This window comes from Sulfurimonas sp., from assembly GCF_028714975.1.
Classification (GTDB): domain Bacteria; phylum Campylobacterota; class Campylobacteria; order Campylobacterales; family Sulfurimonadaceae; genus Sulfurimonas.
The window spans coordinates 64,269-89,114 of record NZ_JAQTLH010000006.1; the positions used below are offsets into that span (position 1 = coordinate 64,269).

25 protein-coding genes are annotated in these 24,846 nt (G+C 36.0%); 9 read left to right on the forward strand and 16 right to left on the reverse strand.

The window, feature by feature from the left end; all coding sequences use genetic code 11:
• The first annotated feature begins 44 nt into the window (after positions 1-44).
• Together PHQ93_RS06930 and PHQ93_RS06935 are read left to right on the forward strand one after the other, a co-directional pair.
• On the forward strand, positions 45-422 hold the full coding sequence (locus PHQ93_RS06930; RefSeq protein WP_299942497.1) for a helix-turn-helix transcriptional regulator: 378 nt from the start codon (positions 45-47) through the stop codon (positions 420-422).
• Positions 422-1,024, forward strand: a complete 603-nt coding sequence (locus tag PHQ93_RS06935; protein WP_299942499.1) for a mobile mystery protein B — start codon at positions 422-424, stop codon at positions 1,022-1,024. The genes PHQ93_RS06930 and PHQ93_RS06935 overlap by 1 nt, the downstream gene beginning before the upstream one ends.
• 97 nt (positions 1,025-1,121) lie before the next feature.
• Here the strand turns inward: PHQ93_RS06935 and PHQ93_RS06940 are convergent, their stop codons facing one another.
• The 14 genes from PHQ93_RS06940 to PHQ93_RS07005 all read right to left on the reverse strand — a co-directional run bounded on the left by PHQ93_RS06940 (position 1,122) and on the right by PHQ93_RS07005 (position 15,658).
• Positions 1,122-1,769, reverse strand: a complete 648-nt coding sequence (locus PHQ93_RS06940; protein WP_299942501.1) for a TrkA family potassium uptake protein — start codon at positions 1,767-1,769, stop codon at positions 1,122-1,124.
• Complete coding sequence (locus tag PHQ93_RS06945; RefSeq protein WP_299942624.1) at positions 1,766-3,073, reverse strand: TrkH family potassium uptake protein; 1,308 nt, start codon at positions 3,071-3,073, stop codon at positions 1,766-1,768. Before PHQ93_RS06945 ends, PHQ93_RS06940 begins: the two co-directional genes overlap by 4 nt.
• Positions 3,074-3,142: 69 nt before the next feature.
• Positions 3,143-4,171 carry a chemotaxis response regulator protein-glutamate methylesterase gene (locus PHQ93_RS06950; RefSeq protein WP_299942503.1) on the reverse strand — a complete coding sequence of 343 codons (1,029 nt, stop codon included), beginning with the start codon at positions 4,169-4,171 and terminating at the stop codon, positions 3,143-3,145.
• The gene (locus PHQ93_RS06955) at positions 4,172-4,651 is read right to left on the reverse strand and encodes a chemotaxis protein CheD (RefSeq protein WP_299942505.1); all 480 of its coding nucleotides are present in this window, start codon (positions 4,649-4,651) and stop codon (positions 4,172-4,174) included.
• Entirely contained in the window at positions 4,651-5,469 is an 819-nt protein-coding gene (locus PHQ93_RS06960) for a sensor histidine kinase KdpD (protein ID WP_299942507.1), read from the reverse strand. Before PHQ93_RS06960 ends, PHQ93_RS06955 begins: the two co-directional genes overlap by 1 nt.
• Positions 5,470-5,471: 2 nt before the next feature.
• On the reverse strand, positions 5,472-6,839 hold the full coding sequence (locus PHQ93_RS06965) for a PAS domain-containing protein (RefSeq protein ID WP_299942509.1): 1,368 nt from the start codon (positions 6,837-6,839) through the stop codon (positions 5,472-5,474).
• A 9-nt stretch (positions 6,840-6,848) separates the two neighbouring features.
• Positions 6,849-7,673 (reverse strand): protein-glutamate O-methyltransferase CheR, encoded by an 825-nt coding sequence (locus PHQ93_RS06970; RefSeq protein ID WP_299942511.1) that lies wholly within the window; start codon positions 7,671-7,673, stop codon positions 6,849-6,851.
• On the reverse strand, positions 7,666-9,783 hold the full coding sequence (locus PHQ93_RS06975; RefSeq protein ID WP_299942513.1) for a chemotaxis protein CheA: 2,118 nt from the start codon (positions 9,781-9,783) through the stop codon (positions 7,666-7,668). The genes PHQ93_RS06970 and PHQ93_RS06975 overlap by 8 nt, the downstream gene beginning before the upstream one ends.
• Entirely contained in the window at positions 9,776-10,039 is a 264-nt protein-coding gene (locus tag PHQ93_RS06980; RefSeq protein WP_299942515.1) for a hypothetical protein, read from the reverse strand. The genes PHQ93_RS06975 and PHQ93_RS06980 overlap by 8 nt, the downstream gene beginning before the upstream one ends.
• A gap of 1 nt (position 10,040) precedes the next feature.
• A complete protein-coding gene (locus PHQ93_RS06985) occupies positions 10,041-11,684 on the reverse strand; it encodes a methyl-accepting chemotaxis protein (protein WP_299942517.1) in 1,644 nt (547 codons plus the stop codon).
• An 85-nt stretch (positions 11,685-11,769) separates the two neighbouring features.
• Positions 11,770-12,264, reverse strand: a complete 495-nt coding sequence (locus PHQ93_RS06990) for a chemotaxis protein CheW (protein ID WP_299942519.1) — start codon at positions 12,262-12,264, stop codon at positions 11,770-11,772.
• Positions 12,265-12,266: 2 nt separating this feature from the next.
• The gene (locus tag PHQ93_RS06995) at positions 12,267-12,653 is read right to left on the reverse strand and encodes a response regulator (RefSeq protein WP_299942521.1); all 387 of its coding nucleotides are present in this window, start codon (positions 12,651-12,653) and stop codon (positions 12,267-12,269) included.
• Positions 12,654-12,680: 27 nt separating this feature from the next.
• On the reverse strand, positions 12,681-14,072 hold the full coding sequence (locus PHQ93_RS07000; protein WP_299942523.1) for a response regulator: 1,392 nt from the start codon (positions 14,070-14,072) through the stop codon (positions 12,681-12,683).
• 5 nt (positions 14,073-14,077) lie between these two features.
• Positions 14,078-15,658 (reverse strand): ATP-binding protein, encoded by a 1,581-nt coding sequence (locus PHQ93_RS07005; protein ID WP_299942525.1) that lies wholly within the window; start codon positions 15,656-15,658, stop codon positions 14,078-14,080.
• A 174-nt stretch (positions 15,659-15,832) separates the two neighbouring features.
• On the opposite strand from PHQ93_RS07005, the gene dsbD reads away from it, so the two are divergent.
• The 5 genes from dsbD (at position 15,833) to PHQ93_RS07030 (ending at position 20,370) form a co-directional block, all read left to right on the forward strand.
• Positions 15,833-17,608 carry a protein-disulfide reductase DsbD gene (dsbD, locus tag PHQ93_RS07010; protein WP_299942527.1) on the forward strand — a complete coding sequence of 592 codons (1,776 nt, stop codon included), beginning with the start codon at positions 15,833-15,835 and terminating at the stop codon, positions 17,606-17,608.
• A gap of 196 nt (positions 17,609-17,804) precedes the next feature.
• Positions 17,805-19,202 carry a DNA recombination protein RmuC gene (gene rmuC / locus PHQ93_RS07015; RefSeq protein ID WP_299942529.1) on the forward strand — a complete coding sequence of 466 codons (1,398 nt, stop codon included), beginning with the start codon at positions 17,805-17,807 and terminating at the stop codon, positions 19,200-19,202.
• Positions 19,203-19,264: 62 nt separating this feature from the next.
• Entirely contained in the window at positions 19,265-19,504 is a 240-nt protein-coding gene (locus PHQ93_RS07020) for an antitoxin (protein ID WP_299942531.1), read from the forward strand.
• Positions 19,501-19,905: a type II toxin-antitoxin system VapC family toxin gene (locus PHQ93_RS07025; protein ID WP_299942533.1), complete on the forward strand. Its 405-nt coding sequence runs from the start codon at positions 19,501-19,503 to the stop codon at positions 19,903-19,905. The genes PHQ93_RS07020 and PHQ93_RS07025 overlap by 4 nt, the downstream gene beginning before the upstream one ends.
• 66 nt (positions 19,906-19,971) lie before the next feature.
• A complete protein-coding gene (locus PHQ93_RS07030; RefSeq protein ID WP_299942536.1) occupies positions 19,972-20,370 on the forward strand; it encodes a YbgC/FadM family acyl-CoA thioesterase in 399 nt (132 codons plus the stop codon).
• On the opposite strand, the gene PHQ93_RS07035 is transcribed toward PHQ93_RS07030, so the two are convergent.
• Both PHQ93_RS07035 and PHQ93_RS07040 read right to left on the reverse strand, forming a co-directional pair.
• Positions 20,353-21,687: a hypothetical protein gene (locus PHQ93_RS07035; protein WP_299942544.1), complete on the reverse strand. Its 1,335-nt coding sequence runs from the start codon at positions 21,685-21,687 to the stop codon at positions 20,353-20,355. The two genes, PHQ93_RS07030 and PHQ93_RS07035, sit on opposite strands and share 18 nt — an antisense overlap.
• Positions 21,684-22,340, reverse strand: coding sequence for a uracil-DNA glycosylase (locus PHQ93_RS07040; protein ID WP_299942546.1), 657 nt, complete (start codon positions 22,338-22,340; stop codon positions 21,684-21,686). Before PHQ93_RS07040 ends, PHQ93_RS07035 begins: the two co-directional genes overlap by 4 nt.
• Positions 22,341-22,955: 615 nt before the next feature.
• On the opposite strand from PHQ93_RS07040, the gene PHQ93_RS07045 reads away from it, so the two are divergent.
• Positions 22,956-24,005, forward strand: coding sequence for a DUF4917 family protein (locus tag PHQ93_RS07045; RefSeq protein WP_299942548.1), 1,050 nt, complete (start codon positions 22,956-22,958; stop codon positions 24,003-24,005).
• Between the two features lie 55 nt (positions 24,006-24,060).
• Complete coding sequence (locus PHQ93_RS07050; protein WP_299942550.1) at positions 24,061-24,549, forward strand: hypothetical protein; 489 nt, start codon at positions 24,061-24,063, stop codon at positions 24,547-24,549.
• Positions 24,550-24,846 lie beyond the last annotated feature (297 nt).

The window sequence follows — 24,846 nt, forward strand, 5'->3', positions numbered from 1 at the left end:
AATGTGTGCCACTTATGGCATAATTATCAAAAGGATTTGCTATGATGAGATTAGAATTAATAGATAAAATAGAACAAAGACGAAAACAGCTTAATATTACCATTGATAATCTTGCAAAACTCAGTAATCTTGGTTTAAGAACTGTTCATAGATTTTTTGCAGGTGAGGATGTTAAGCTAAGTACAATAGAACATATCACAAATCTTCTTGGTGTTGATTTTGCAGGTAATGAAATTATTCCTTTAAAGCAACTGCAAAAACAAAGAGCTAAACAAAAAGCCATCTTTATGGCATCTTTAGTTCAAAGCACCTCTGCTCTTGAGATGCAGGGTTTAGAAAAAGATAGTTTAGAAAAAATAATTTATAAATTTGAAAAAGAGTTTCTAAGCGGTTCTTATACAAACAGATTGTGGGTTGCATAATGATTGATAGCACCAAACCAATTGATTATGCAACACTACTTAATGATACTTCAGGATTAAAGCTTTCTCACTTAAAATCTTACACACTTAAAGAAATTTACATAAAAGAAGCAGAAAATATTGCAAATGCAACTTTAAAATATCTCTCTGCACAACCTACAAAAAAAGATACACCTTTTACTTATGAATGGCTGCTTTTTCTTCACAAAGAAATGTTCGGTGATGTATGGGAGTGGGCAGGTAAACTAAGACATAACGAACTCTCAATCGGCATAAAGGCGTATTTAGTGCCAATGGAATTAAAAAAACTCTCTGATGATATAGAGTATTGGAATAAAAATAAAACATTTGATATATATGAAACTGCTGCAAGAATTCATCATAGAGCAGTGCAAATCCATCCTTTTTTAAACGGAAACGGTAGATGGTCCAGAATGCTGGCAAATATTTATCTCAGACAAAACGGTTCAATGCCTGTTAAATGGCAAGAAGATTTACTCGCAAAAGAAAATCCTAAAAGAAGTGACTATATTCTGGCATTAAAAAAGGCTGACAATGGAGATTATAAAGATTTTATACAAATGCATACAATTACATACTAATTAAGAAACACAACTAAAAAACAGATGTTAGCTCCGGCTTGTACGCTAAAGCATAATTTTTCTCAAGCGCATCAATCCCAGAAGATATTAGACTATTTTACACCTTCTTGCTAAGCGCTTCTATATTGTTGCTGTTGCCCAAAACAACCAGTATATCGCCCGCTTCAAGAATATCATCATTTTCAAACGATGTATGCCACTCTCCTTGATGTTTGTATGCGATTGGTTTTACTTCAAACTCATCTTTAAATAGCGCAGAGAGTATTGAAGTTCCGACCCAGAATGACGGAACGGTCATTTTGGCAAGTTTCATTGTGATAGAGAGATCAATAGTCTCATAGTGAATATTTTTAACAATTTTTTTAACAAGTTTTTTTGCAGACTCCATCTCGGGGTAGATGACTTTTGCGGCACCAAGTTTTGAGAGAATTTGACCGTGAACCTGCGTTATAGCTTTGGCAATAACCGTTTCTATTCCAAGTTCTTTTAGCGCCATAACCGTAAGTATGCTTGCTTCAAGATTTTCTCCAATGCTTACAATCGCAACTTCCGCATCGGCAATTCCCGCTTCAAGAAGTGCTTTTGGATCTGAAGAGTCAAGAACAATTGCGTCTTGTACGAACTCGCTTATATCTTTTACTTTCTCTTCACTATGGTCTATAGCAATAACTGCTTCACCTTGCTGTGCCAATCCTTTGGCAACATGGTATCCAAATTTTCCTAGTCCAATAACAACATATGTCATATAATCACCTTTCCTTCTGCATATTTAATACGGGTTTGCACCGCTTTGCCCACTATGACGATAGTAAATGCAAAAACACCGATTCTACCCATCAACATAAGCAGAATAATGTTAACTTTTCCTAAATCACTAAAGAGCGCACTATAACTTAGTACACCGCCGTTTCCGGTAGATACGCCTACCGTACCGAATGCCGAACAGGTTTCAAAGAGAGTTCTGACAAAGTGAAGATTTTCGCTCTCATTTAATATAATTGTTGAAATCATTATATAAAATGAGGCAACAAAGATAATTGCATACGCTTTGTTGATTTGATACGGAACTAGACTTCTGTTAAAAATATGCGGGTTGTTTTGACCGCGAAGAGTGTACCAAACCCCGATGATAGCTAGTGCCAGAACCGTGGTTTTAATACCTCCGGCAGTTCCGCCCGGACTACCGCCGGTAATCATAAAAACAGTTCCGAAAAAGAGATCGGAATCATTGAATGTAGAAAAATCGATACTGTTAAATCCTGCAGTTCTGTAATTTACCGACGCAAACCAAGCAGCCATGATTTTTTCCCAAACGTCCATATTGCCGAATGATTCCGGATTATTCCATTCTAAAGAGAGAATAATTGCCATTCCGGCAATAATGAGGATACCGGATGACCATAGAACCAGTTTAGCATGAGTAGAGATGCGTGTTAGTGATTTTTTACGGTAGTTGTAGAGTTCTAAAAGTACCATATATCCCAACCCACCGAGAATTATCAACAGCGGAATGGTAATGTTTATAACTAAATCATTTCGAAATCCCATCATATTGTCGCTAAAAAGAGAAAATCCGGCATTGTTAAAAGCTGATACGGAGTGAAAAAAACCAAACCATACCGCATCGCCAAGCGGCATATCTACCCAAAAACGCAATGATAAGATAAGTGCGCCGCTAAGTTCAATAATGATAATACTGGCAAAAACGATTTTCAAAAAACGAAAAATTCCGCTCATCCCCGGATAGTTTAACGACTCTTTGAGGATAAGACGGTCGCGATATCCAAGCTTTTTACGACGCATAACAGCCAAAAAGGTAACCGCCGTCATATAGCCTAGACCTCCGATTTGAATCAAAGAAAGGATTACGACATGTCCAAAACTTGTGAAGTCAACAGGAGTGTCTTTTACTATGAGTCCGGTTACGCATGCGGCAGAGGTAGCAGTAAAGAGGGCATCTATGATAGTTAGGTTACCATTATGGGCAAATGGAAGCATTAGCAAAAAAGCACCGACTCCGATGAGAATAACAAAACTCATAAAAATAATTTTTACATCTTGCGTTTGCGTAGGAAATCCTTAAAAAAAGTAGATGAAATTATATCACAAATTTGCATATTAAACTATTAGAGAAAGTATGCCCTCAGCTACTTTGCTAAGCGGTAGTTGTTTCTCGACGGCTCCGATGTCGTAAGCGACTTTGGGCATACCGTAAACTACACAGCTTGCTTCATCTTGTCCGATTGTATCGGCTCCCGCATTTCTCATGGCTAGTAGTCCTTTTGCCCCGTCACCGCCCATTCCCGTCAAAATTACGCCTATTGCGTTTGAGCCGGCAATTTTAGCAACTGAGTTAAACAAAACATCGGCAGAGGGTCTATGTCCCGAGACTTTTTCCCCGTTTCCTATCTCAACATAGTATCTAGCTCCCGAGCGTCTAACAACCATATGATAATCCCCCGGAGCAATGAGAGCAACCCCCGGAATAATCGAGTCACCGTTTTTTGCCTCTCTAATCTCCATCGCACATAGCGTGTTTAATCTTTGTGCAAACAAAGCGGTAAAGTTTGCGGGCATATGCTGAACTATAACCATTCCGGGTGCATTTCTCGGAAGAGCTATTAAAACATCTTTTAGTGCTTCCGTTCCGCCTGTCGATGCGCCGATAGCTACTATTTTATTTGTGGTTTGTGCTAGTGAAGTTTGATTTGCCATCTGCGGAGCGGAGAGTATTTTTTTAAATACTTTTGCTTTTGAAGCAGCTTTGACCTTGGCGATAAGCTCATCACGCATCTCGTCTTTTCCGTCATATATGTGAGAGTGAGGCTTCGGCACAAAATCAACCGCTCCGGCTTCTAGGGCTTCAAGCGTTGTTTTGGCTCCGCTTTGCGTGAGTGAAGAGACCATAACGACGGGTAGGGGCATATAGTGCATAAGCTTTTTTAAAAATGTAATTCCGTCCATTCTAGGCATCTCTACATCAAGGCAGACAACATCGGGGCGAAGCTCTACTATCTTATCTCTTGCGACATAAGCATCCGACGCTGTTCCTACAACTTCTATGGAAGGGTCCGAACTTAAGATATCGCTAAGTACTGCTCTGGCAGTTGCGCTGTCGTCTATGATTAATACTTTAATAATGGGCATTTACATATCTCCAAAGTTTGATTTAGCGGTATATTTCAACAACACTTTGCCTTGTTCTAAGTTTAACTGAATCTTTCTGCCGCTGTTACCGCCGACATCTTCGGCAACTATTTTTATCTTGTAATCATTTAAAATCTCTCGTGCTACTAAAATATTTTTCTCCCCAACCATCATAGTTTGGCAAGATGAGAAGTTTATAGAGGCACCGCCGAATATTTTTGCTTCCATCGTATTGCTTTTTGCACCTTTGTCAATCATACTTTCTATCAGTTTTGGAATTGAGATATTGCCGAATTTTAAAGATTGTAAGCCATTGCCGTTCCAAAACGGGAGCAGATAGTGATTCATACCGCCTACACAGACTCTTTTGTCGTACAGACAAACTGCTACACACGAGCCTAAAACGGTAGATATCAATATCGGCTCGGTATCGACATGGATTTGACCGACATGTATAAAGTTAGAACCTGTTTTTATCATTAGAGTTCTATAGCATCATCAAACGAGTCAAATAAAAATTCGTTAGAACCGCATGCCTGAAAATCCTGCATTGCTTCATCTAGCGGTAATTTAACTTTAAAGGTTACAAAGTTGTTATCTATGTCGTACTCTACGCTTCCGCCTAAACTCTCGCAGAGTTCGCGAACAATGCTAAGACCTATACCAAGACCGTGGCGGCTATCGATTTTTTCACTAAAACGGGTAAATATTTTGGGTATCTCTTTAAGCTTAGGTTCACTGCTCTCATTTTTTATAAGCAGTGTAAGTATGGACTTCTCTGTACTTAAGATGATATCGACAACCCCGTTTTGCGGGCAATGCATACAAGCGTTTGAGATTAGATTTTTTGTGATAATATAAATCTTTTTCGGGTCTGTTACAATTTTCTTTTCAACTAAATTTTCTACATTTATCTCAATATTTTTATCTTTAATTATATATTTTAGACTCTCTAAGGCTTCATCAATAATCTTTTTAATCTCAAGGAGCGCATGGGTGTTGTTCATATTTCCGCTCTCTATTTCGGCAACCGTTATAAGATTTTGGATTTTAAAATCAAGGTCTGATGCTTCTTGGCAAATAGTTGAGAAAATTTTCTCGTTGCCGTTTTGAATTTTTAAGTGAGGCAGCATTCCTAAAATAGCCGTCATCGGGTCGTTTAATTTATTGGCTATAAGAGATAAAAAAAGTGTTTTTGCTTTATCGCTATCTATGAGTTTTTTATTTAGCTCTAAAATTTTTTTACTTAAAAACTCTACCTCGTTTTCAAGAATTTCTATTTTGGATAAATTTTGCACTACTAAATACTCCCTATTTTTATCTCTAATTTTATTAACATCTCTGTAATCTCTTTTGAATTTTCTTCTAGTTTTGAATTTTCAATATAAAAACTTCCGCTCATACTATTTACCAAAGATATCTCTTGTGTTGTTTGTGCGATTAAATCTTTTAGTTGTAAAAATATTTTGCCAAAACCCTGTGAATCATCATTGTATCTTGCCGATTCAATAATTCCATAAACCTGAACATAGCCTAAATACATTATTTGCTGCTCAAGCTCATCTAAACAAGTTATGGTTTTTCTAATAGATTTGTTCATTGATAGCGGTAAGAGGGCTAACTTTTTATGGTTGATTTTTACCAATTCAAAGAGAGTTTGGATATTTTTGTTCAACTCTGGGGTATAAACTTTAGTTTTATTATCGATTTGCTCTTGAATAAAAAAAGTTACCATTTCCATCTGCAGACTTATGGATGAAACTAGAAAAATAGTCTCGTTTAAAAATTCCGACAAAGATTGAGAAAGGTTATATATGTTTCCGATAAGAATATCATTCTCTTTGGAGTTGCTACGGATATCACTTGCAAGTACGCTAAATGTTTCTCCTCCGTCATCTTTAAGCTTATAAGATGCGATTGAGGCATTTAGAGACAGCAACACAATCTCTCTTGCAAGAGCATTTAATGCCAAACTTTTTTCCTCAAACATAGATTTGATTTTATTAAATGTATCGATTTTTTCAAACCATCTGCCGTATTGGTCGAGCAATGTTTTGCTGGAAGTAAAAATTGATTTCATACAAAGACCAAATTCAGAAGTTTCAAAATCAAGCTCTTTTACATAAGATTTGTTAAGTAAAAGCAGTTTTTTTCTCTCAAGCAGTTCGCCCAAGAGAGCTTCATTCATAAAATGAGTGTAATCTCTGTAACCGAATTTGTTTAAAAGCTCTAACAACAGCGCTTCACTTTGAGGCATCTCAAGCTTACTCTCCGCCATAAGCAGTCTAAAATAAATCTCTTTTACGGATGTAAACAACGAACTAGTTGGCTTAAATCTGATGGAGATATATCTATCTTCTAAAGGAAAAACTGCTGCAATAACCCAGTAGTATCCTCCACTTTTTGTTCTATTTTTAACATAAGCTACAATAGGTTTGTCGGCTTTTATGTAATCCCAAAAGGTTTTAAATACCGTGCGAGGCATATCTTGATGGCGTACAATATTGTGAAATTGACCTACAAGCTCATCTTTTGCATATCCGCTGATGCGCACAAAAGTTTCATTTCCTGAAACTATAGTACTTTGGTTATCAGTGATCGAGAAAAATAGTTCGTGTATATCAAACCTTGCTTCTTGTTCCGTTGAATTATTTTTTATACTTTGCAACTGTTTTTCCTATAATTTTTTATAAATCGAAGAACCTGATAGTTTTAGTGTTTCTTTATGTGTCGTCAAAGATTCCGAACTTCCTAAAAAAAGCGGAGATCCTTTACTCAGCAGCTGAGCAAATCGTCCTATTAGCTGATGTCTGGTTTCATCATCAAAATAGATCATTACATTTCTGCAAAAAATCATATCAAATTTGTTTTTGAAAAAAAACTCATCCGTGACCAAGTTATATAGTCTAAATGTCACTTTGTCTCTTAGAAACGGTTTTATCTGATATTTGATTTCATCATTATTTTTTATTTTTTCAAAAGATTGTACAACTATATTTTTTGGAAGCTGTTCTATCTGTTTGAGTTCATAGCAGCCTGCAACAGCGTGAGTTAGAACTTTTGACGAGATGTCCGTTGCCAAAATCTTGATATCCCAACTCTCAAAGTCCGGCAAATGGTTTTGCAAAAACATCAAAATAGTATATGGTTCTTCCCCACTTGAACATCCTGCCGACCAGATTCTGATTTTTTTATCTCTCTTTGTGGATATCAACTCAGGCAGATGCTCTTGCAGCCATCTCCATTGTGCTTCTTCTCTAAAAAACGATGTTACATTCGTGGATATGGCACTTACAAAAAAGAGCAGCTCTTCACCGCTTAAATCGTTGACTAGGTAGTCGTAATAATCTCTAAACGATTGCAGTTTTAACTCATGCAAGCGTCTATTTAAACGACCTTTTATTAGCATACTTTTTTGTTCGGAGAGAGAGATGCCGACTCTCTCGTAAATGTAGGTGCGAAAAAGTTTAAACTCTGATGGATTTAGCTCAATATCATACATGAGAAATTTCACCAAGCGGACGCAACTCGTCTACATTTAAAATGAGTGCGATATCGCCGTTTCCGAGTATCGCGCCGCCTGATATCTCCTTGAGTTTTGAGAGTGATTTGCCTAAAGTCTTAATTACAACCTGTTGTCGTCCTAAGAGCTCGTCAACAAGAATCGCTATTCTGCCTGCTTCGGTCTCTACGCAAACCAAAATAGCATCCCAAGCTTCTATCTTTTTTGCATTCAAATCAAAAACATCGCTTAGCCTAATTATGGGTATACACTCCCCGCGTAGGTTCACAAACTCGCCTTTGCCTTTAAAAATATGTACAATCTCCCTTTGCGGGCGAAACGACTCCACGACGCTAAGAGTAGGGATTATGTATGTTTCATCGGCGGTTTGTACAAGCATCCCGTCGATAATGGCTAATGTTAGGGGTAAAATTATAGAAAATGTCGTACCTTGACCCTCTTTGGAGTCTATCTCTATCTTGCCGCGAAGTTTTTCTATGGAGGTTTTTACGACATCCAAACCGACACCGCGTCCTGAGAGGTCGCTGATAACTTCTGCGGTTGAAAATCCCGGCTGCATGATAAGAGCAAATATTTGCGAGTCCGTTAGATTTTCGTTTTCGCTTACAACACCTCTTTCTATTGCTTTTTTCAACACCCTATCTTTGTTTATCCCTCTGCCGTCGTCACTTACGCTTATGACGATATTGCCGCTTTTGTGAAATGCTTTTAGAGTGATAACTCCCTCTGCATCTTTACCGGCACTAACTCTCTCATCGCCGCAAGACTCCAAGCCGTGGTCTATCGCATTGCGAATAATGTGTATAAGCGGGTCGGAGAGGTTGTCTATCATAGTTTTGTCAATCTCCGTCTCTTCGCCTTGTATGATGAGATGAATCTCTTTGCCGGTCTTTTTGGAAGTGTCCCTAACAACTCGTTTCATCTTCTCAAAGGTATCTTTGATTGCAACCATGCGAAGACTCATAACTCTGTCTTGAATCTTTTTCGTAATTTTTGATAGGGTCTCTATGGTGCGATTAATCGATTCGTCTTCAATAGAGCGGATTTTCTCGCTTTGAGCTATAAAGTTTTGTGCGATTACCAACTCTCCGACGGAGTCAAACAGTTCATCAACCTTAAATGTATCTATGCGGATTGTCGATTTTGGCATGTTTGCATTTGAAGAAGTTGTAGATGTTTTTGAAGCTGTGCTTTCTACCGTCTCCGATGTTTTGCTTAAAGAAGAGATGCTTTTTACCTCTGCTTGCGTTTTTTGCTCTACAACGAGCGGCGCTATTAAAGCAATACTGTATTCGTGGTCAAATAAAAATTCAAAAACTTCTTCAACTTCCGTATAAACAAAAGGCGTTAATATAACGATAGTTACTTTAGTTATGCTGTTTTCGTCGCTTTTAAACTCATCTAGCGTTTGAATATTTTGCATATCAAAAAAGCTCTCCAAATGAGTTGTTCTCTCTCCTAATATTTTTAGAAAAACAAAATAGTCAAATCCCCGTTTGTAAGAGTCGCTATCTAGCGTTAAATCGATTTTATACAGATTTAACCCATCTGTTTGTATACTTTGATGAAATTTTATACTTTTTTCTACTTCATCCCTTTGTTCATCTTCTTGCTCGTCTAAAGTGTCCAAAGCAAATTCAAAAGCCAAATCTTTTAATGTCTCTTCGCTCTTTTGCTCTATAACGGGCTTAGGTCTGTTTTTCTTGATATCAAGTAATATTTTTATTTTTTCCAAACACTCCGCATAACTCTTTGGCAATATTTCGATGGAATCCAGTTCGCATCTCATTACCTCTCTGACAACATCCACGCTCTCGACAAACAGCTCTAAATTATTCTCTTCTATGCTCTCTTTGGTTGAGCGATAATAATCAAGCAAATCCTCAAAATGGTGAACGAATTCGCCTAGTCTTGTAAATCCAAAAGCGTTAGAGTTGCCCTTTAGAGTATGAACACCGCGAAATATCTCATTTAGCAGCTCTAAATCATTTGAATTCTCTTCAAAACGAATAATGTCCACATCTAGTTTTTCAACTATTTCGCCTGCTTCTTCTATGAAAATTGCTTTGAGTTCTTCTTGTTTAGTCATGATATGTCCAATGCAGTGTTCCGTGAACAGGGGAGGTTGAGCCCATTTTTTCTAAAAAAGGTATCTCTATTTCGGGGCGAGTTTTCTTTATGCTTACCAAAAGAGAGAGCAGTGCGCCCGATGTAAGCGTAGAGTTCTCTTCTACCTCAATTTTTTCGATATATTCGATTCTAGGACGAATAAACTCTTCAAAATTTATAACTTCGTCCATAGACATATTTAAGTCTATGGTAACTTCATCGCCGTTGATTTGCATTTTAAAATTCTTTTAAATCGTCTTCATGCAGAGGAAAAATCTCTTCGGCTTTGTTCGGTATTACTCTTTTTGGAGCAACTTTAACTGTTTTATGCATCATTTGCGGAGTTTTGATATCCGGTTGATGAACGAAATCCCTTTTTGTTTTAACGACTGCAACATCGGTATCCATTCCGACCATTTTTGCTAAAATGTAAACGGCTTCCATCATTGAAGTTGCCTGTGCGCTTAGTTCCTCTGCGGCAGCGGCAGCTTCTTCCGAATTAGCGGCAACTTGTTGAGTTACTTGATCTACTTGTCCCATTGCTTGATTTATCTGCGTCATTCCCTCGCTTTGCTCTTTTCCTGCTATGGAGATTTCACCGATTAGATCTGAGACTTTTTTAGATTGCTCGACTATCTCTTTAAAAGATGTGTGCGTTTCATGAGCGATTTGATTTCCCTCTTTTATCTGTCCGAGTACTTCTTCTATTATCACCGATGTCTCTTTTGCCGCCAAAGCCGCTCTTTGAGCAAGGTTTCTAACCTCATCGGCTACTACCGCAAATCCAAGTCCATGCTCACCCGCGCGCGCCGCTTCTACCGCTGCATTTAGAGCAAGTAGGTTTGTTTGAAACGCTATCTGATCAATCGCTTTGATGATTCCGGAAATCTTCGTAGCCGACTCCATGATGGCGCTCATAGAACGGGAGAGGTGTTCGCCTTTTTCATAACCTGCACGAGCAGAATCATTTGCATTTTTTGCCAAAATATCGGCTTGAAGCGCATTGTCCGTGTTTTGCGTATTTATCGCGGTACTTTGTTCTAGTGTCGCACTAACTTCTTCCACGCTTGCTGCCTGTTCGCTGGCACCCTGCGCTAAAGAGGATGACGAAGAGGCAACTTGAGAGCTTGCGGAAGTGATTTGAGTCGCACCGTCTCTTATAGAAGTTACGCTCATAGTGATTGAACGCGTAATTGAGCGGATAATTATCGTTGCAAGGGCGACTGATAATATCACGGATATAATGATAACCATCATAGAGAGTTCTCTATATGAAGCGGATTGCTCTTCTGCTCGCTTAGTTGTTTTAACCATATTATCTTTGTTTATAGTGTATAGTTTTTGTAAATTTTCTTCCATACTTATACGCAAAGCAGTAATGTTTTTAAGGTGTTCGCCTATTTTGCCAAAGAGTATCTCGTTTTGTTCCAAATCACTGCTCTTAGATAACCCGTCGATTACATCCGCTTTGTAAATCTCATTTCTTTTTCGCCACTGCTCGTAGTCGGCGATAAACTTTCGCCACGCATCTGCTTCTTCGCCTACGGGCATAACTTTTTTATAGTTGTTCATCCCTTCGTCGATTCTATCAAATGCTTTTTGCATAAGTTCGGATACATTTTGCATCTTTGTTTTCATCTCAGAATCGCCTTTGAGTCCGGTAGAACGATTTACTTGAACTGCAAAGAGTAAAACACCGTAACGAACGGTTCCTACACTCATTAGTGAATTGGCACGAACTTCTCCGAGTTCTTTAACATCTACCTCCCATGCATTTACCGCCTTATACCCTAAAAATCCTACAATCGCCAATGCAATTATTAAAACCGCCGTTAGCAACATCAACTTACTTCTTAGTAACATATTTTCTAACCAACCCATTTTAAACCCCTTCTATTAATTTAAAACGCCAAAGGAAGTAATTCCTTCGGCTACGCTAGCCGCTTTGGCACTAAAGCTTGATGCATTAAGCATCAGATGTATTACTGTTTTGTATCTGCTCTAAATCTATGATTTCATCAGCTTCAAAAAGCTTGATAACATCTAAAATCATCACGACATTCTCACCCATTTGCGCAACTGCCGAGATAAAATCAGTATCTATATAACTTCCGAATTTCGGCGGTTCACTAAGGCTTGCTTTATCGATTGAGGCTACCTCTTCAACCCTGTCTACGATAAAGCCGATATTAACTTTTTCAACCTCAACGATAATGATGGCAGTATGCATATCCGCTTCTCTGCTCTCCATCGCAAAACGCAGTCTGGTATCCACTACGGGTATGATTGAGCCGCGCAGGTTGATAACCCCTCTCATAAATTTAGGTATCTTAGGTACGCCCGTAATCTTCATCATAGCGATAATCTCTTTGATACGCTCTATTTCGATTCCATACTGCTCATCTCCTAAAAAAAAGGTGAGATAGCGTTCCTTTTTTGATTGTGGTAAATTGGGTTTCATGTTTATACTCCCAATACCATTTTGATTGATTTTACAAGCTTCTCATCGCTGAAAGGTTTTACCATCCATCCGGTTACGCCTATCTCTTTACCCGCCATTTTTATCTCGTTTGAACTCTCTGTCGTTAAGATAATAATCGGTTTGGTCTTATATCTATTATTTGATTTTATAGCCTTTGCCAAGTCCAATCCGTTCATTTCCGGCATATTGATATCGCTTATAAGCAGATCAAAATTTTCACTCTCATTTTGAAGCGCATCTAGGAGTTTTAGCGGATTTAGATATGATTTAAACTCTATCGCACCGCTTTTAACCATCTCCTCGAGTGCCAACTCCGCCATCGCTACTACTGCTTTGGAATCATCAACGATTATTACTGTTTTTGCCATCTTATTCTCCTTAGGTTTAGGTTTAAATTAAAAAAATTCCATATCATTGTCATCATCAACATCAATCTCCTTATTGCTCATGATACCCTCTATCTGCATGCAAGAGCTAAAAAACGAACTATCGAGATAGTGGATGTCTTGCGTATCTTGAAGTTCAAAAATATGCTTTCTCCATGATACGAGATCATATCCCAAATTTTCCAGCAACATAATAAGCGTTCTTGTTTTAGCCGGGTCTTGTACGACTACATAGGCTTTTTCTTTTAAAAAAATCCCCAGTGAAGTCAAAGCGTATGCAAGTGCGGTAAACTCAAAGAGAGAGTTGATAGTATGGGCATAAACATCGAGTACTCCGTTTGCAAATTTTTTGAGATTTTCATCATTAGGCATCTCTTCAAATGTCGTTAGTTTTTCCCTCCACTCTTCATCCAAGCTTGCCAAATCAAGAATCTCGTCTAAAATATCTCCGCCGATATCGCAGACATAATCGGCTGCGGTAGTTTTTTGGGTAAAACTTTGTCTTAAAAGTTCTCTCTCTTTTGATGCGACGGTGTGAATCTCTTTGGTAATCTTTAGTTCGACTATCTCTTGAACTATCTCTTTTGTTGAGGTTGTTTTCTGTGCTTCAAAATTTGAATTTTTTTCTTCGATATATTTTTTTAGTTTAGCGCAGAGTATATTTTTTTGAACAATAAATTCCGATTCAAATGCGTTTAGTATCTCACTCATTCTCGGCTCTAAGACAATCATATTTTCAAATTTAATCGTTATATAAACCTCTTCATAGCTCTCTTCGACTATGATGCTCAAGTTTTCTTGATTTTTTGTTCCTTGGCGCATAAGTTTGTAAAATAGCTCTACAATCAAATCAAGTCTGCCGCATGCCACGACATCCTTGCTTGCACACTGATCAAAGAGCCACATACCAAAATCCATCATCGATTCGGTATCAGTGATATCAAAAATAATCCTAAATGAACGGATATCGCTATTAAACGGATTTAGCGCATTTTTTCTTGAGAGAGTTTTAAATTGTCCCTGTTTTAAACGAAGGGATGCGCCTATGCTTTGGAGTTTAAATAAAATCAGCTCTTTATCAATCGGTTTATGTATGTAGGTGTCAACTCCTATATCGCTCATATTTTTTTGCATATTTGGATCAGTAACGGCAGATACAATAATAATGACAGTCTCGGGATATAGGTTTTTTATGATTTTTGATGCCTCATAACCGTCCATTTTTGGCATCATAACATCCATAAGTATGATATCAGGAAGCCAATCTTGAGCTAGTTCCACGGCTTCAAGCCCATCCTCTGCCTCTTTTATCTCAAAATTTTCCAATTTTCTGCATATAGCCCTTAAAACTAAACGATTATCTTCTACATCATCAACTATAAGAAGTTTTAACTTACCCATTTCTGCTACTCTTTTGTTATAATTTTTTTAGCTTTTAGCCTAAAACAGCTGCCTACGCCCTCGGATGAAGTTACCTCTAAAGCAATTTTCATGGCATTAACATATTCTCTTACTATACTTAGTCCCAAACCGGTACCGATATCATTGCTCCTAGCCTGTTCAAAAGGTTCAAATATGCGTGATAGTTTCTCATTTGGTATACCTATTCCGCTATCTTCAACTTCAATCCAGTATTCATCCCCAACTACGCTTAGATGAATCGATACAAACCCCTCTTTTGTAAATTTAAAAGCGTTTGAAATCAAGTTTATTAAAATTTGATTGAATTTAAAGTTATCACATATTATTAAGCCGGAAATAAAATCTATTTTTAATCTATAATCTACATTTTCCTTAGTGTTTAAGCTTGAACAGCTCTCATAACTCTCTTTGACAAGCTTTACAACATCATGGATACCGATGTTAAAATGCTCCTTTGTAGATTTGAGTTTTGAGATATCCAGCAGAGAATTGATAAGATTTAAAAGATTTTTAGAGTTTACATTAGCTCTTTGAAGATACAATTTCACCAATTCTCGACTCTCTTTATCATCTAAAATCTCATCATACATCTCTAATGCTTGATCCGTAAAATTTATAATCGCATTTAACGGTGTTCTTAGTTCATGAGATACCTTATCAAAGAACTTACCTTTTGCCTCAAGAGCTTGCACGGCTTCTTCTTTTGTCTTAACCGTATCCGTGATTTCATCTTGAATGGAAAGATACTCTATGATTATGCCTTGCTGATTTTTAATTGGAACGATAGTCGTGTTAAAAAAATGACTCTCTCCCTCTCTGTCTACATTTTCGATAATGCCTTTATGAACCTCACCGTTATTTATGGTTTGGATGATTGAACTATAGTATCTGTATGTTTCATTTTTATTACAAAGAATTTTGATATTTTGACCTATCAGCTCTTCTTGGGTATGTTTTAGAGTTTTGCAAAATGCGTCGTTGGCATAAGTGATATTTCCGTTAATGTCTATCTTTACAACCAAATTTGATATATTTATTGCGTTATTGTATTGGTTTAGTAAAAACTGTGTCTCTTCCTTGTTTTTAGAAACTGACCTTAAGTTGTACTCTAGAGTATTTTTATATCCCATTATTTCGCTGATATCTGTCATAATAACTATAAAAACATTTTGGGATAGCTCAAACTGCTTAATTGAGATGTTAAATTCATGAAGTCTGTTTATGCCGATTATGCCCACACGATAGTAATCTCTATCTTTTTTATGAATATGCTCAAACCATCTTTTGTTTTGGTAACCGTCATAAATATAACCGTATTTATCTATTTTTTGAAAAACCGACGGGAAAAAAAAGTTTTGGTCAAAAATATCGATATCTTGAGCCGCAAAAAAATCCACAAACGCTTTGTTAGCATCCATAATCGTGTCGCCGTCGGTTATAACTACGAGATTTTCGGTAATGTTAAATAACGCTTTGTAGTATCTAAAATCAGGATTGTTTTTTTTGATGTTTTGCTTAAGTTGTGCTTTTGGAGTAAGTAAAATTTCAGAGTTGTTTTCTTGCATTTTCCAGCTTTATCATATTAACTTTACTTATGTTACTACAAAAAAATCAGGATTAAATAGTTGTTAAATAAAATTATTTGAAAAATATCTCAAAAGTAACTTTATGTAACTAACTAACCTTAAATGCTTTTTTTGTTATAATTTTGTCACATATAAAAATCGGGATATATATTCATGAAAAAACTTATCTTATTTCTCTTCTCATCTATTTTATTATTTGCGGCACAGCCGAAGTTTCTGATGCCGGAGGAGGCGTTTAAACCATCCGCCAAACTAAATGAGAAGATGCAGATTGAGGCAACCGTTGAGATAGCAAAAGATATCTACCTTTATGTAAACACTCTTAAGTTAAATGTAAAAGAGGGTTCCGGCATAGCTGTTAAAAACATTGACGCTCCAAAAAGCGTAGCACATAATGATGAACAAGTTTATCTTGAGTCGCCGAAATTTGTCGTACATCTAAAAAAAGAGCCAAATGTTGCAGGAGTTAAAAAAATAGAGTTTGAACTCTCTTACCAAGGATGTTCGGAGCAGGGTCTTTGCTATGAACCGGAGACGAAAGTTTACGAGTTTGAGGTAGATACTTCAAAGCTTGAAGGCGGTGAAGCATTAGCCAAAATAGAGAATAAGACAGAGAACAAAACTGAAGTAAAACAGGCGACAAAAGAGCTTTCTGAGAGTGATTCCATCGCCGATACGATTAAGCATAGCAGTCTTGGTTTGGTTCTTCTTACCTTTTTGGGTTTTGGGCTCTTGCTCTCTCTTACTCCGTGCGTATTCCCGATGATTCCTATCATTTCAGGCATTATTATCTCTCAAGGGGAGGGTCTGACAACCAAAAGAGCGTTTATGCTATCCATCGTCTATGTACTGGCTATGGCGGTTGCTTATACAATAGCGGGAGTTTTGGCGGGACTGTTCGGTTCAAACTTGCAAGCAGCACTTCAAACTCCGTGGGTTATCTACTCTTTTTCGGCTGTTTTTATTGCACTCGCACTTAGTATGTTCGGTTTTTATGAGCTTAAACTTCCAGACTCTTTTGTTGCAAAAATAAGCTCAAATCACCACTCAAGCCGCGGCGGTTATATAGGTGTAGCTATAATGGGCTTTTTATCTGCTCTTATAGTCGGTCCTTGCGTTGCGGCTCCGCTTGCGGGTGCTTTGGTCTACATCGGTCAAACAGGCGATGCTTTTCTTGGCGGAATGGCTCTTTTTTCTATGAGTATAGGAATGGGACTTCCGCTTATTTTAGTCGGTGTGAGTGCCGGTAGATTTATGCCTAAACCGGGTGCATGGATGACTATGATTAGTGCGGTATTTGGTGTTATGATGCTGGGAGTGGCTATTTGGATGCTTGAGAGGGTAGTGGAGAGTTATGTCATTATGCTTCTTTACTCTATGCTAGGAATCGGTTTTGGACTCTACTTGGGGGCATTTGTAAATGAGGCTCACATATTTAGAAAAAGTGCGGGTATGATTATCTTTATCTACTCGACACTCCTTTTTATCGGTGTTATGGGCGGCTCAAGCAGTATGACTAAACCGTTGGAGTTTTTAAAACCAACCGTAACGACAGCGTCTGCGGTAGAAAAATCTTCACATCCGAAATTTCAAAAAGTAACTACTATAAAAGAGTTAGATGAACTGCTTGGCGCAAACAGAGGTAAAAAAATATTGCTTGATTTTAGCGCACAGTGGTGTGCCGTATGTAAAGAGCTTGATGAAAAAACATTCTCAAATGAAGCCGTAAAAGCTAAAATGAGCGAGTTTGTACTTATTCAAGCAGATGTTACGCAAAACACTCAAGAGCAAAAAGAGTTAAGCAAAAAGTACGGTGTTTTCGGTCCGCCGGTTATCATCTTTTTTGATAAAAATTTAGAGGTTATAAAATCCAAAACTATCGTCGGGTTTATTCCGCCTGATGAGTTTTTAAAACATTTAGATAAATAAAACTAGATTGCCACGCTTGTAATTAAGATTGCCGCGGCTGAAGCCTCGCAATGACAGAGTCCCGTCATTGCGAGAAGCAAAGTGACGAAGCAATCTCTTCCGCCACTGTGAGCAAAGTGCGGTAGTCTTAATGACAAAGTCCCGTCACTGCGAGCGAAGCGCGGCAGTCTATAAAATAACTCCATAAAGGTAAAAAATGGAACCTCTTAGCATCATAAGCATAGTCGCTATCTCAAGCGTTGCTTTAGGTTTGATATATTGGCTTAAAAAAAGTTTGGAAGCAGGCGATGCGATGCGTCAAGAGGTTGGGGCGTTGCCTTTTTTACATCGGCAGATAAGCGAGCTAAAAGAGAATATCTCGACACTTAATCAAGAGCTTTTAAAAAAAAATGAGACGATGGAGACACTTAGGGAAAATTATGCACTCATAAGAGAAAAAAATTCCGAACTTCAAGCAAACCTATATGCACAGCAAGAAAATAATATAAAACTGCAAACGGAGTTTAACGAGCAGGGCAAGAAACTAGAACTTAAACTTAATGAAATCATGCAAAACTCTCTTGAAGGCAAACTCAAAAAGTTTGATGAAACTTCCCTAAAATCGCTAGATACCATCTTAAAACCGTTTAAGGAAAATATCGACTCTTTTAAGAAAAAGATTGAAGAAGCAGAAATTAGCAGCGTGAAAAAATTTGCCGAACTCTCCAAAGAGATAGAACAGGTGACAAAAGCAGGTATGAATATCAGCCAAGAGGCGCAAAATCTCACAACTGCTCTCAAGGGCAAAAAGCAGACTCAAGGGAGTTGGGGTGAGATGATACTTGAGAGCGTTTTGGAGTATTCGGGTCTTTTAAAAAATGTTCACTATCAAACTCAGGAGAGTTACAAAGACGAGCAGGGCAAAACCAAACGACCTGATGTTATTATCAAACTCCCGCAAGAAAGAACCATGATAATCGACTCAAAAGTCTCTTTAGTTGATTATGACAACTATATCAGAGCGCAGAGTGATGAAGAGCGCGTTATTGCCGTTGAGGGTATTATAACCGCTTTTAAAAATCATATAGATATACTTGACTCAAAAGATTATGCACACTATAAGATAGGAACTCTGCAATATGTCTTTATGTTTATCCCGATTGAGGGAGCGTTTGCATTAGCCGTTCAAAAAGATCCGACCCTTTACGAATATGCACTTAAAAAACATATAGCCATCGTAAATCCCTCCACTCTTATCGTCTCTTTGCGAACCATATATCTTTACTGGCAGAGTGAAAAATCAAACTCTCTGAGCATCAAACTCTTTGATGAAGCGGGAAAACTTTACGATAAAATGGTCGGTTTTGCGGATAATTTTCATAGAATGGGAAGCCAGATAAAGACGCTAAGTTCAACTTACGAAAATTCCCAAAAGCAGCTAAGCGAGGGAAGCGGTAACATACTAGGAAGAGTTGAAAACTTAAAAAAACTCGGTGCAAGAGCTTCAAAAACACTTAAAGACTCAAAAATAGAGTTTAGCGAGTTTGACGAAGAGAACCTTGATATTTTCGTAGCAGATGATGAGATTGAACTTTTAGAAGAGCAAAAGCATTGAAAAATAATCTTAATTAGTATATACTTCTAAATATATACTAAATTGAAGTTAAGGAATAAAAAATGACGGCAGTTGCAAAAATATTTAAAAATGGTCAAAGTCAAGCTGTTAGATTGCCTAAAGAGTTTAGATTTGAGAATCAAGAAGAGCTTTTTGTAAAAAAAGTTGAAGATGGAATTATTTTATTGCCTACTAATGATAAATCGGTGTGGGATCATATGTTTGATAAACTAGATGAATTTTCGGATGATTTCATGCAAATAAGAGTACAACCTATTCAAAATAGAGAGGAACTATTTTGAATAAAAAATTAATGCTTGATACAAATATATGTATTTATATCATAAAAAATAGACCACAAACTGTAAGAGAAAAATTAAAAGAGTTTGATGTCGGTGATTTGGCAATATCATCAGTAACGGTATCTGAACTTTATTATGGAGCTTATAAAAGTTTACATATAGAAAAAAATCTTCTAGCGTTAGAGCATTTTTTAAGACCATTTAATATTGTTGATTATGATACAAAGGCTTCTATAGAATATGGAAGAATAAGAGCTACTTTGGAAAAATCCGGCAACATTATCGGTGGACTTGATATGATGATAGCAGCTCATGCATTATCGAATAAAATGATTTTAGTTACAAACAATACAAAAGAGTTTGAAAGAGTTGAAAATCTTAAGATAGCAAATTGGGTTTAAAATAGAAAAAATGGAACTATGTTATTTAAATTGCTTTAAAAGATGCTAAAAAATGGAAAAATAGTGATGAAAATAAGAGTCTATTACGAAGATACTGATGCAGGCGGGATAGTTTATCACTCAAATTATCTAAATTTTTGCGAGAGAGCTAGAAGTGAACTGTTTTTCAAAAAAGGGCTTTCGCCGGTTTTAAAAAACGGTCACTTTGTAGCAAAAAAAATAGAAGCCGATTATATCGCTAGTGCAAAGTTGGGTGACGAGTTGTATATAAAAACAGAGCTAGTCGGTATGAGGGCGGCTTCATTTGAGCTTTTGCAAACTATTTTCAAGGATGAGGGTGCGTCTTTGGGGCACAAGAAGATATTTGAGTTAAAAATATTGCTTGTTTATACCACTTTTGACGGAAGACCTCAAAAAATTGCGCAGGATATCAAAGAGCTTCTTTCTCTACTCTTCATCGCTTAGTCCGTATGGGACAAAGCTGGAGAGAGAAGGTTTTGTTAACACTATCGGATATATCATCTGGTTATTTTGCATCTCTATACTATACTCTCTATTTTCGCCGCTTATAAGGTGAGTAAAATAGTCTACGCCGACAGTTGTCGTATAGTTAATCCAGTCATAAACTATATCGTTTGATAAAAAGGAGTTTATCTCTATAAGAACATCTTTATTTTGGGTAATCGAATTTGCTATTATCATCTTTTTTCTATCTTGGTACTGCGTCATAGAGAGCAGTAGCGGGTTATAGTTTGTTTGGGTTGATAAAACATTCATTATATTCGTATCATAAAGCGTCAGCTGAGATATGATCATTCCGCTTTTTACTATCGGCGTATTTATAAAAAACGACCCACCGTTTATTTTTGAATTGTCATTTATCTGACTCTCTAAATTCGTTATCTTCTGAGGGATAGAATATTTTATGACGGTTGGATTTCTGACCTCTGAATTTTTAGTTTTAAATGCAGACTCCTGATAGCTAGAGAGTTGTTTGCCTATTTCAGATTCGTCATAAAATATAACAAGCGGTGATGTTGATTTGCTTAGAAGCAGATCGCTCTGGGCACGATAGTCAATTCCGCCGTAGTAGAAAAATTTAGAGTTTGAATGAGTGTCCTTTTTGTTGATGGTAGGGAAAAATATATTGATTTGAGGATTTATTTGTGAGACTACGCTCTCACCCTCTTGAGTTAACGGAGCTATAATATAATTGAAACCGTCCTCTTGAATTTTTTTAAGTGCACTAGATATCTCTTTGCTGCTTTCATCTTCTATTTTATAGCTTTTTAGCTCAAAAGGGTATTTTTTCGACATTAAATATGCAAATGAAGCGTTTGTCGTAGATGCTGCATATCTGGTGATTTTTTTATACGGCAGAAGTAGGGCGATACGAATTTTATCTTTAGAAGCAATTTTAGAAGTAGCTTGATAAGTGGCTTCATAAGTCGCTTCGGAAGCTGTTTGAGAAGCTGTTTGAGAAGCTGTTTGAGAAGCTGTTTGTGGCACAACTTGTGCAGTGGCAGTTTGTTTTACATTAAACATAGCCAAATACTTCTCTTTTACTTTTCCAATTTCTACATCTTGAAACTTAGTACCGGTATTGGATAAAAAAGAGAATAAAAAACCCTCTTTAAGATATTTTTGCATGCATTTTTCATTACACGCATAAGGGTCTAAATTGAGTACGGCTATCTTTGGTAGCGGTACGCTTGAAATCAAATAACTCTTTGCAAATAAAGAAATCGGAAATAGCAGTGCTAAAAAATATAGTTTTTTCATATACAACTCTTTATGGTTTTTAAATCATTAAATGTTACTTTCTTGTCATCTGGATTTCTAAGCAGATGATTTGGGTGATAAATCGGAATCAGCTTATAATCTTCAAAGTAAACGACATGTCCTCTTACGCTTTGAAAATTTTCATTTTCTGATGTAACTTTAGCATAAGCTTCTTTACCTAAGGTAACAACTACTTTTGGTTTTATAAATTCTATTTGTGAAAATAGATAATTTTTGCATGAATCCCACTCTGAACTTGACGGTGTGTTCGAGTTTAAAGGTTTGCACTTAACTGCATGCGTAAAATATACATCTTGAACTTTTAAACCTAAAACATTCTCTATCATATCTTTTAGCATTTCACCGCTTCTACCGCAATAGTAGGAGTTTGTACTATCTTCGCTTAGCGAAACGGTGTAGTCGATTATCATGACATCTGCATTTGGATTTCCGTAACCGCTCATACTCTGAGACCTTGATTTGCTAAGGTCGCACAGATGGCATGTGGATATATCTCTTTTTATTTCATCAAGATTATGAGGCTTTTCATTTGAACTTTTTTGATTTACTAAGAACGAATCACTATATTCAAAACCGAGAGCTTTTAATCTATAGAGGTTTTGAAGAAGAAGCAGGTTCTGAAAAGAGTCCAATTGTAACCTTAATTGAGTTGAAATAGTGATGAGAGTATATTTAAAGTGTGGTTGATTTCGGCTTAAAGTTTTGCAGTAACTTTGCAATAAAATAAGGAAAATAGCACCTCTATAAATCTGTTTTCTTAGTTATTTTGCAGTCTTTTTGCACAAAAGTGGTACAAAAACGGTACAGTAGATTTTTGATTATTACATATTTTATGCACATTTAATATATTCATTTATCTTCTATCCATATTATTAATTAGAGAGGTAATATCTACTTTTTGTATGGTTGATTCTTGTTCTTTTTGGCTCTGAATACTGGAAATTCTAAAACGACTTAATAAAAACTATGAAAGACTAAAAAAACGAGAACTCTACAACCATATCAAAATATTTTAAGTTCTTCATAAATAGTTTGTTTTTAGGCACAGTATGGACATATTTTTATACTAATGTATAATGTTTTCATTAAATATATATAATTAAGTTAACTGATTCTATAATCTAACAATTATCACATTAAAATAACATCAATGATTCTCATATTCATTAGATTATTTATTATTTGGAAGTGTCGTTTGCTTAACTTCAAACCATATTTATAGTGTTTATTTAAAAGGAGAGTAATGTATGAGTTTTGAAATGTTAAATTATAGCGATGTAATGAAAGCTACAAAAGAACAACGAAGATACCTACTACTAGGTAATGGTTTTAGTATGTCTTATAATAGAGATAGGTTTTCTTTTACTAGTTTATTAGAAAGCGCAGTAAAAAATAAACTTATAGAAGAATCAAGTGCAGTTTATCAAATCTTTAAAGAGTTTGATACTAAAGATTTTGAAGAGGTTGTTAAACTTCTAGAAACATCAGTAAGGGTTTTAAAGAAGTATGGTGTGCTACATCGTGCTGATGAGAAAAAGATACTTGATGATTCTATTTTACTTAAAAAACATTTAGTTGAAATCATAACAAATAATCACCCAGAAAAAATAACAGAAATATCTGATGAGGAATATTTAAATAGTGCTAGTTTTATTAATAACTTTGAAAAAATATACACTCTTAATTATGATTTGCTATTGTATTGGAGTACTATTAAACTCATGGATTTTATTATTCAAGGTAAAATCAAAAAAGGTAGATTATCTCCAACTGATGGATTTCATGAGGATGATGAGTTTGGAAAAGACTATGTTATATTTGGAAATGATAGTTCCCCGCAAGAGATATATTTTTTACACGGAGCACTACATATCTTTGATAAAAAAAATAAAATTATAAAAAATACATATTCTAGGACAGATATTGCTTTAAAGGAACAAACACTTGAAAATCTAAAAAATGATATTTATCCTATATTTGTTTCAGAGGGAACGAGTGAACAGAAACAAGCCAAGATTATTCATAATGCTTATTTGAATAATTGCTATAAAAGTTTAAGTTCAATAGGTGGTACAAAAGAGCCAAGCAATTTAATAATTTTTGGAACATTACTAAAGACAAATGATACTCACATTAGAGAGGCAATTTTAAAGAATAAAGTAAAAAATATTTATTTTGGTATATCATCTGAAGCAGAAAAAAACTCATTAGAAGAATTTTCTAAGAAGTTAGCAAAAGCAAGAGTGCCTAAAAAAGTATTCTTCTATGATTACGCTACAGTAACAGTTTGGAGATAATTAATATGAATATAAAAATTTTACCAGTTTATAATAGTAATTCAAGTGCTAAACTATGGAAATAGATTTTAACGCAATCATCAATGGTGCTTTATCGTTTGTTGTTTTATTAATACTGAAGGCATTGCTTGACTTTAAAATTGCTCCGTTTTTTGTTAAATATTTTTATTGGTTGCCAGTCAGGAATTATTTTAGAAGTAAACCAACTCAAATTACCGGAGATTGGGAACAATTATGGGGTTCGGCAAAAAGTGAGAACTTTCTTGAAGATATAGATAGACATAGTTATACAAATATTAAACAATTTAATTCTTATTGCTATGCTGAATTTATCTCAAAGGGAATAACATACATTATTTTTGGAAGAATAATTAATAACCATTTTGTTGGTGATTGGTATGACAAAAAAGATGATTTAGGTTATTATGGAGCTTTTCAGCTAGAAATTACTAATTCAAATAATATGAATGGAATGTGGATAGGTCATTCAAAAGTAACTCATATAGTCAAGGGTGACAAGTGGAGTTGGAAGAAAATAGAATAATTGTCAATGTGAAAAATAAGATTTTTTATATATTCATTATTTGAATTATAAATGAAGTATTTTAAGTTTTATTAGGTTCACTTTAGGATACAATATTTCCGCATTTCCTAGCTTGGCTTAAATCAGAATAGATTTTATAGCTTGTTGCCAGGTGTATAGCCTTGGTCGAATTTAATTGTACCGCATTGTTTGTAAAGCCCTTCTTTTAGAGCTTTGCAACATTCGTTACAAAGCTCTAAAAGAATGTCTTTACATCTTAAAAGTAGGAAATGAGAACAGGACTTCAATCCTGTTCTA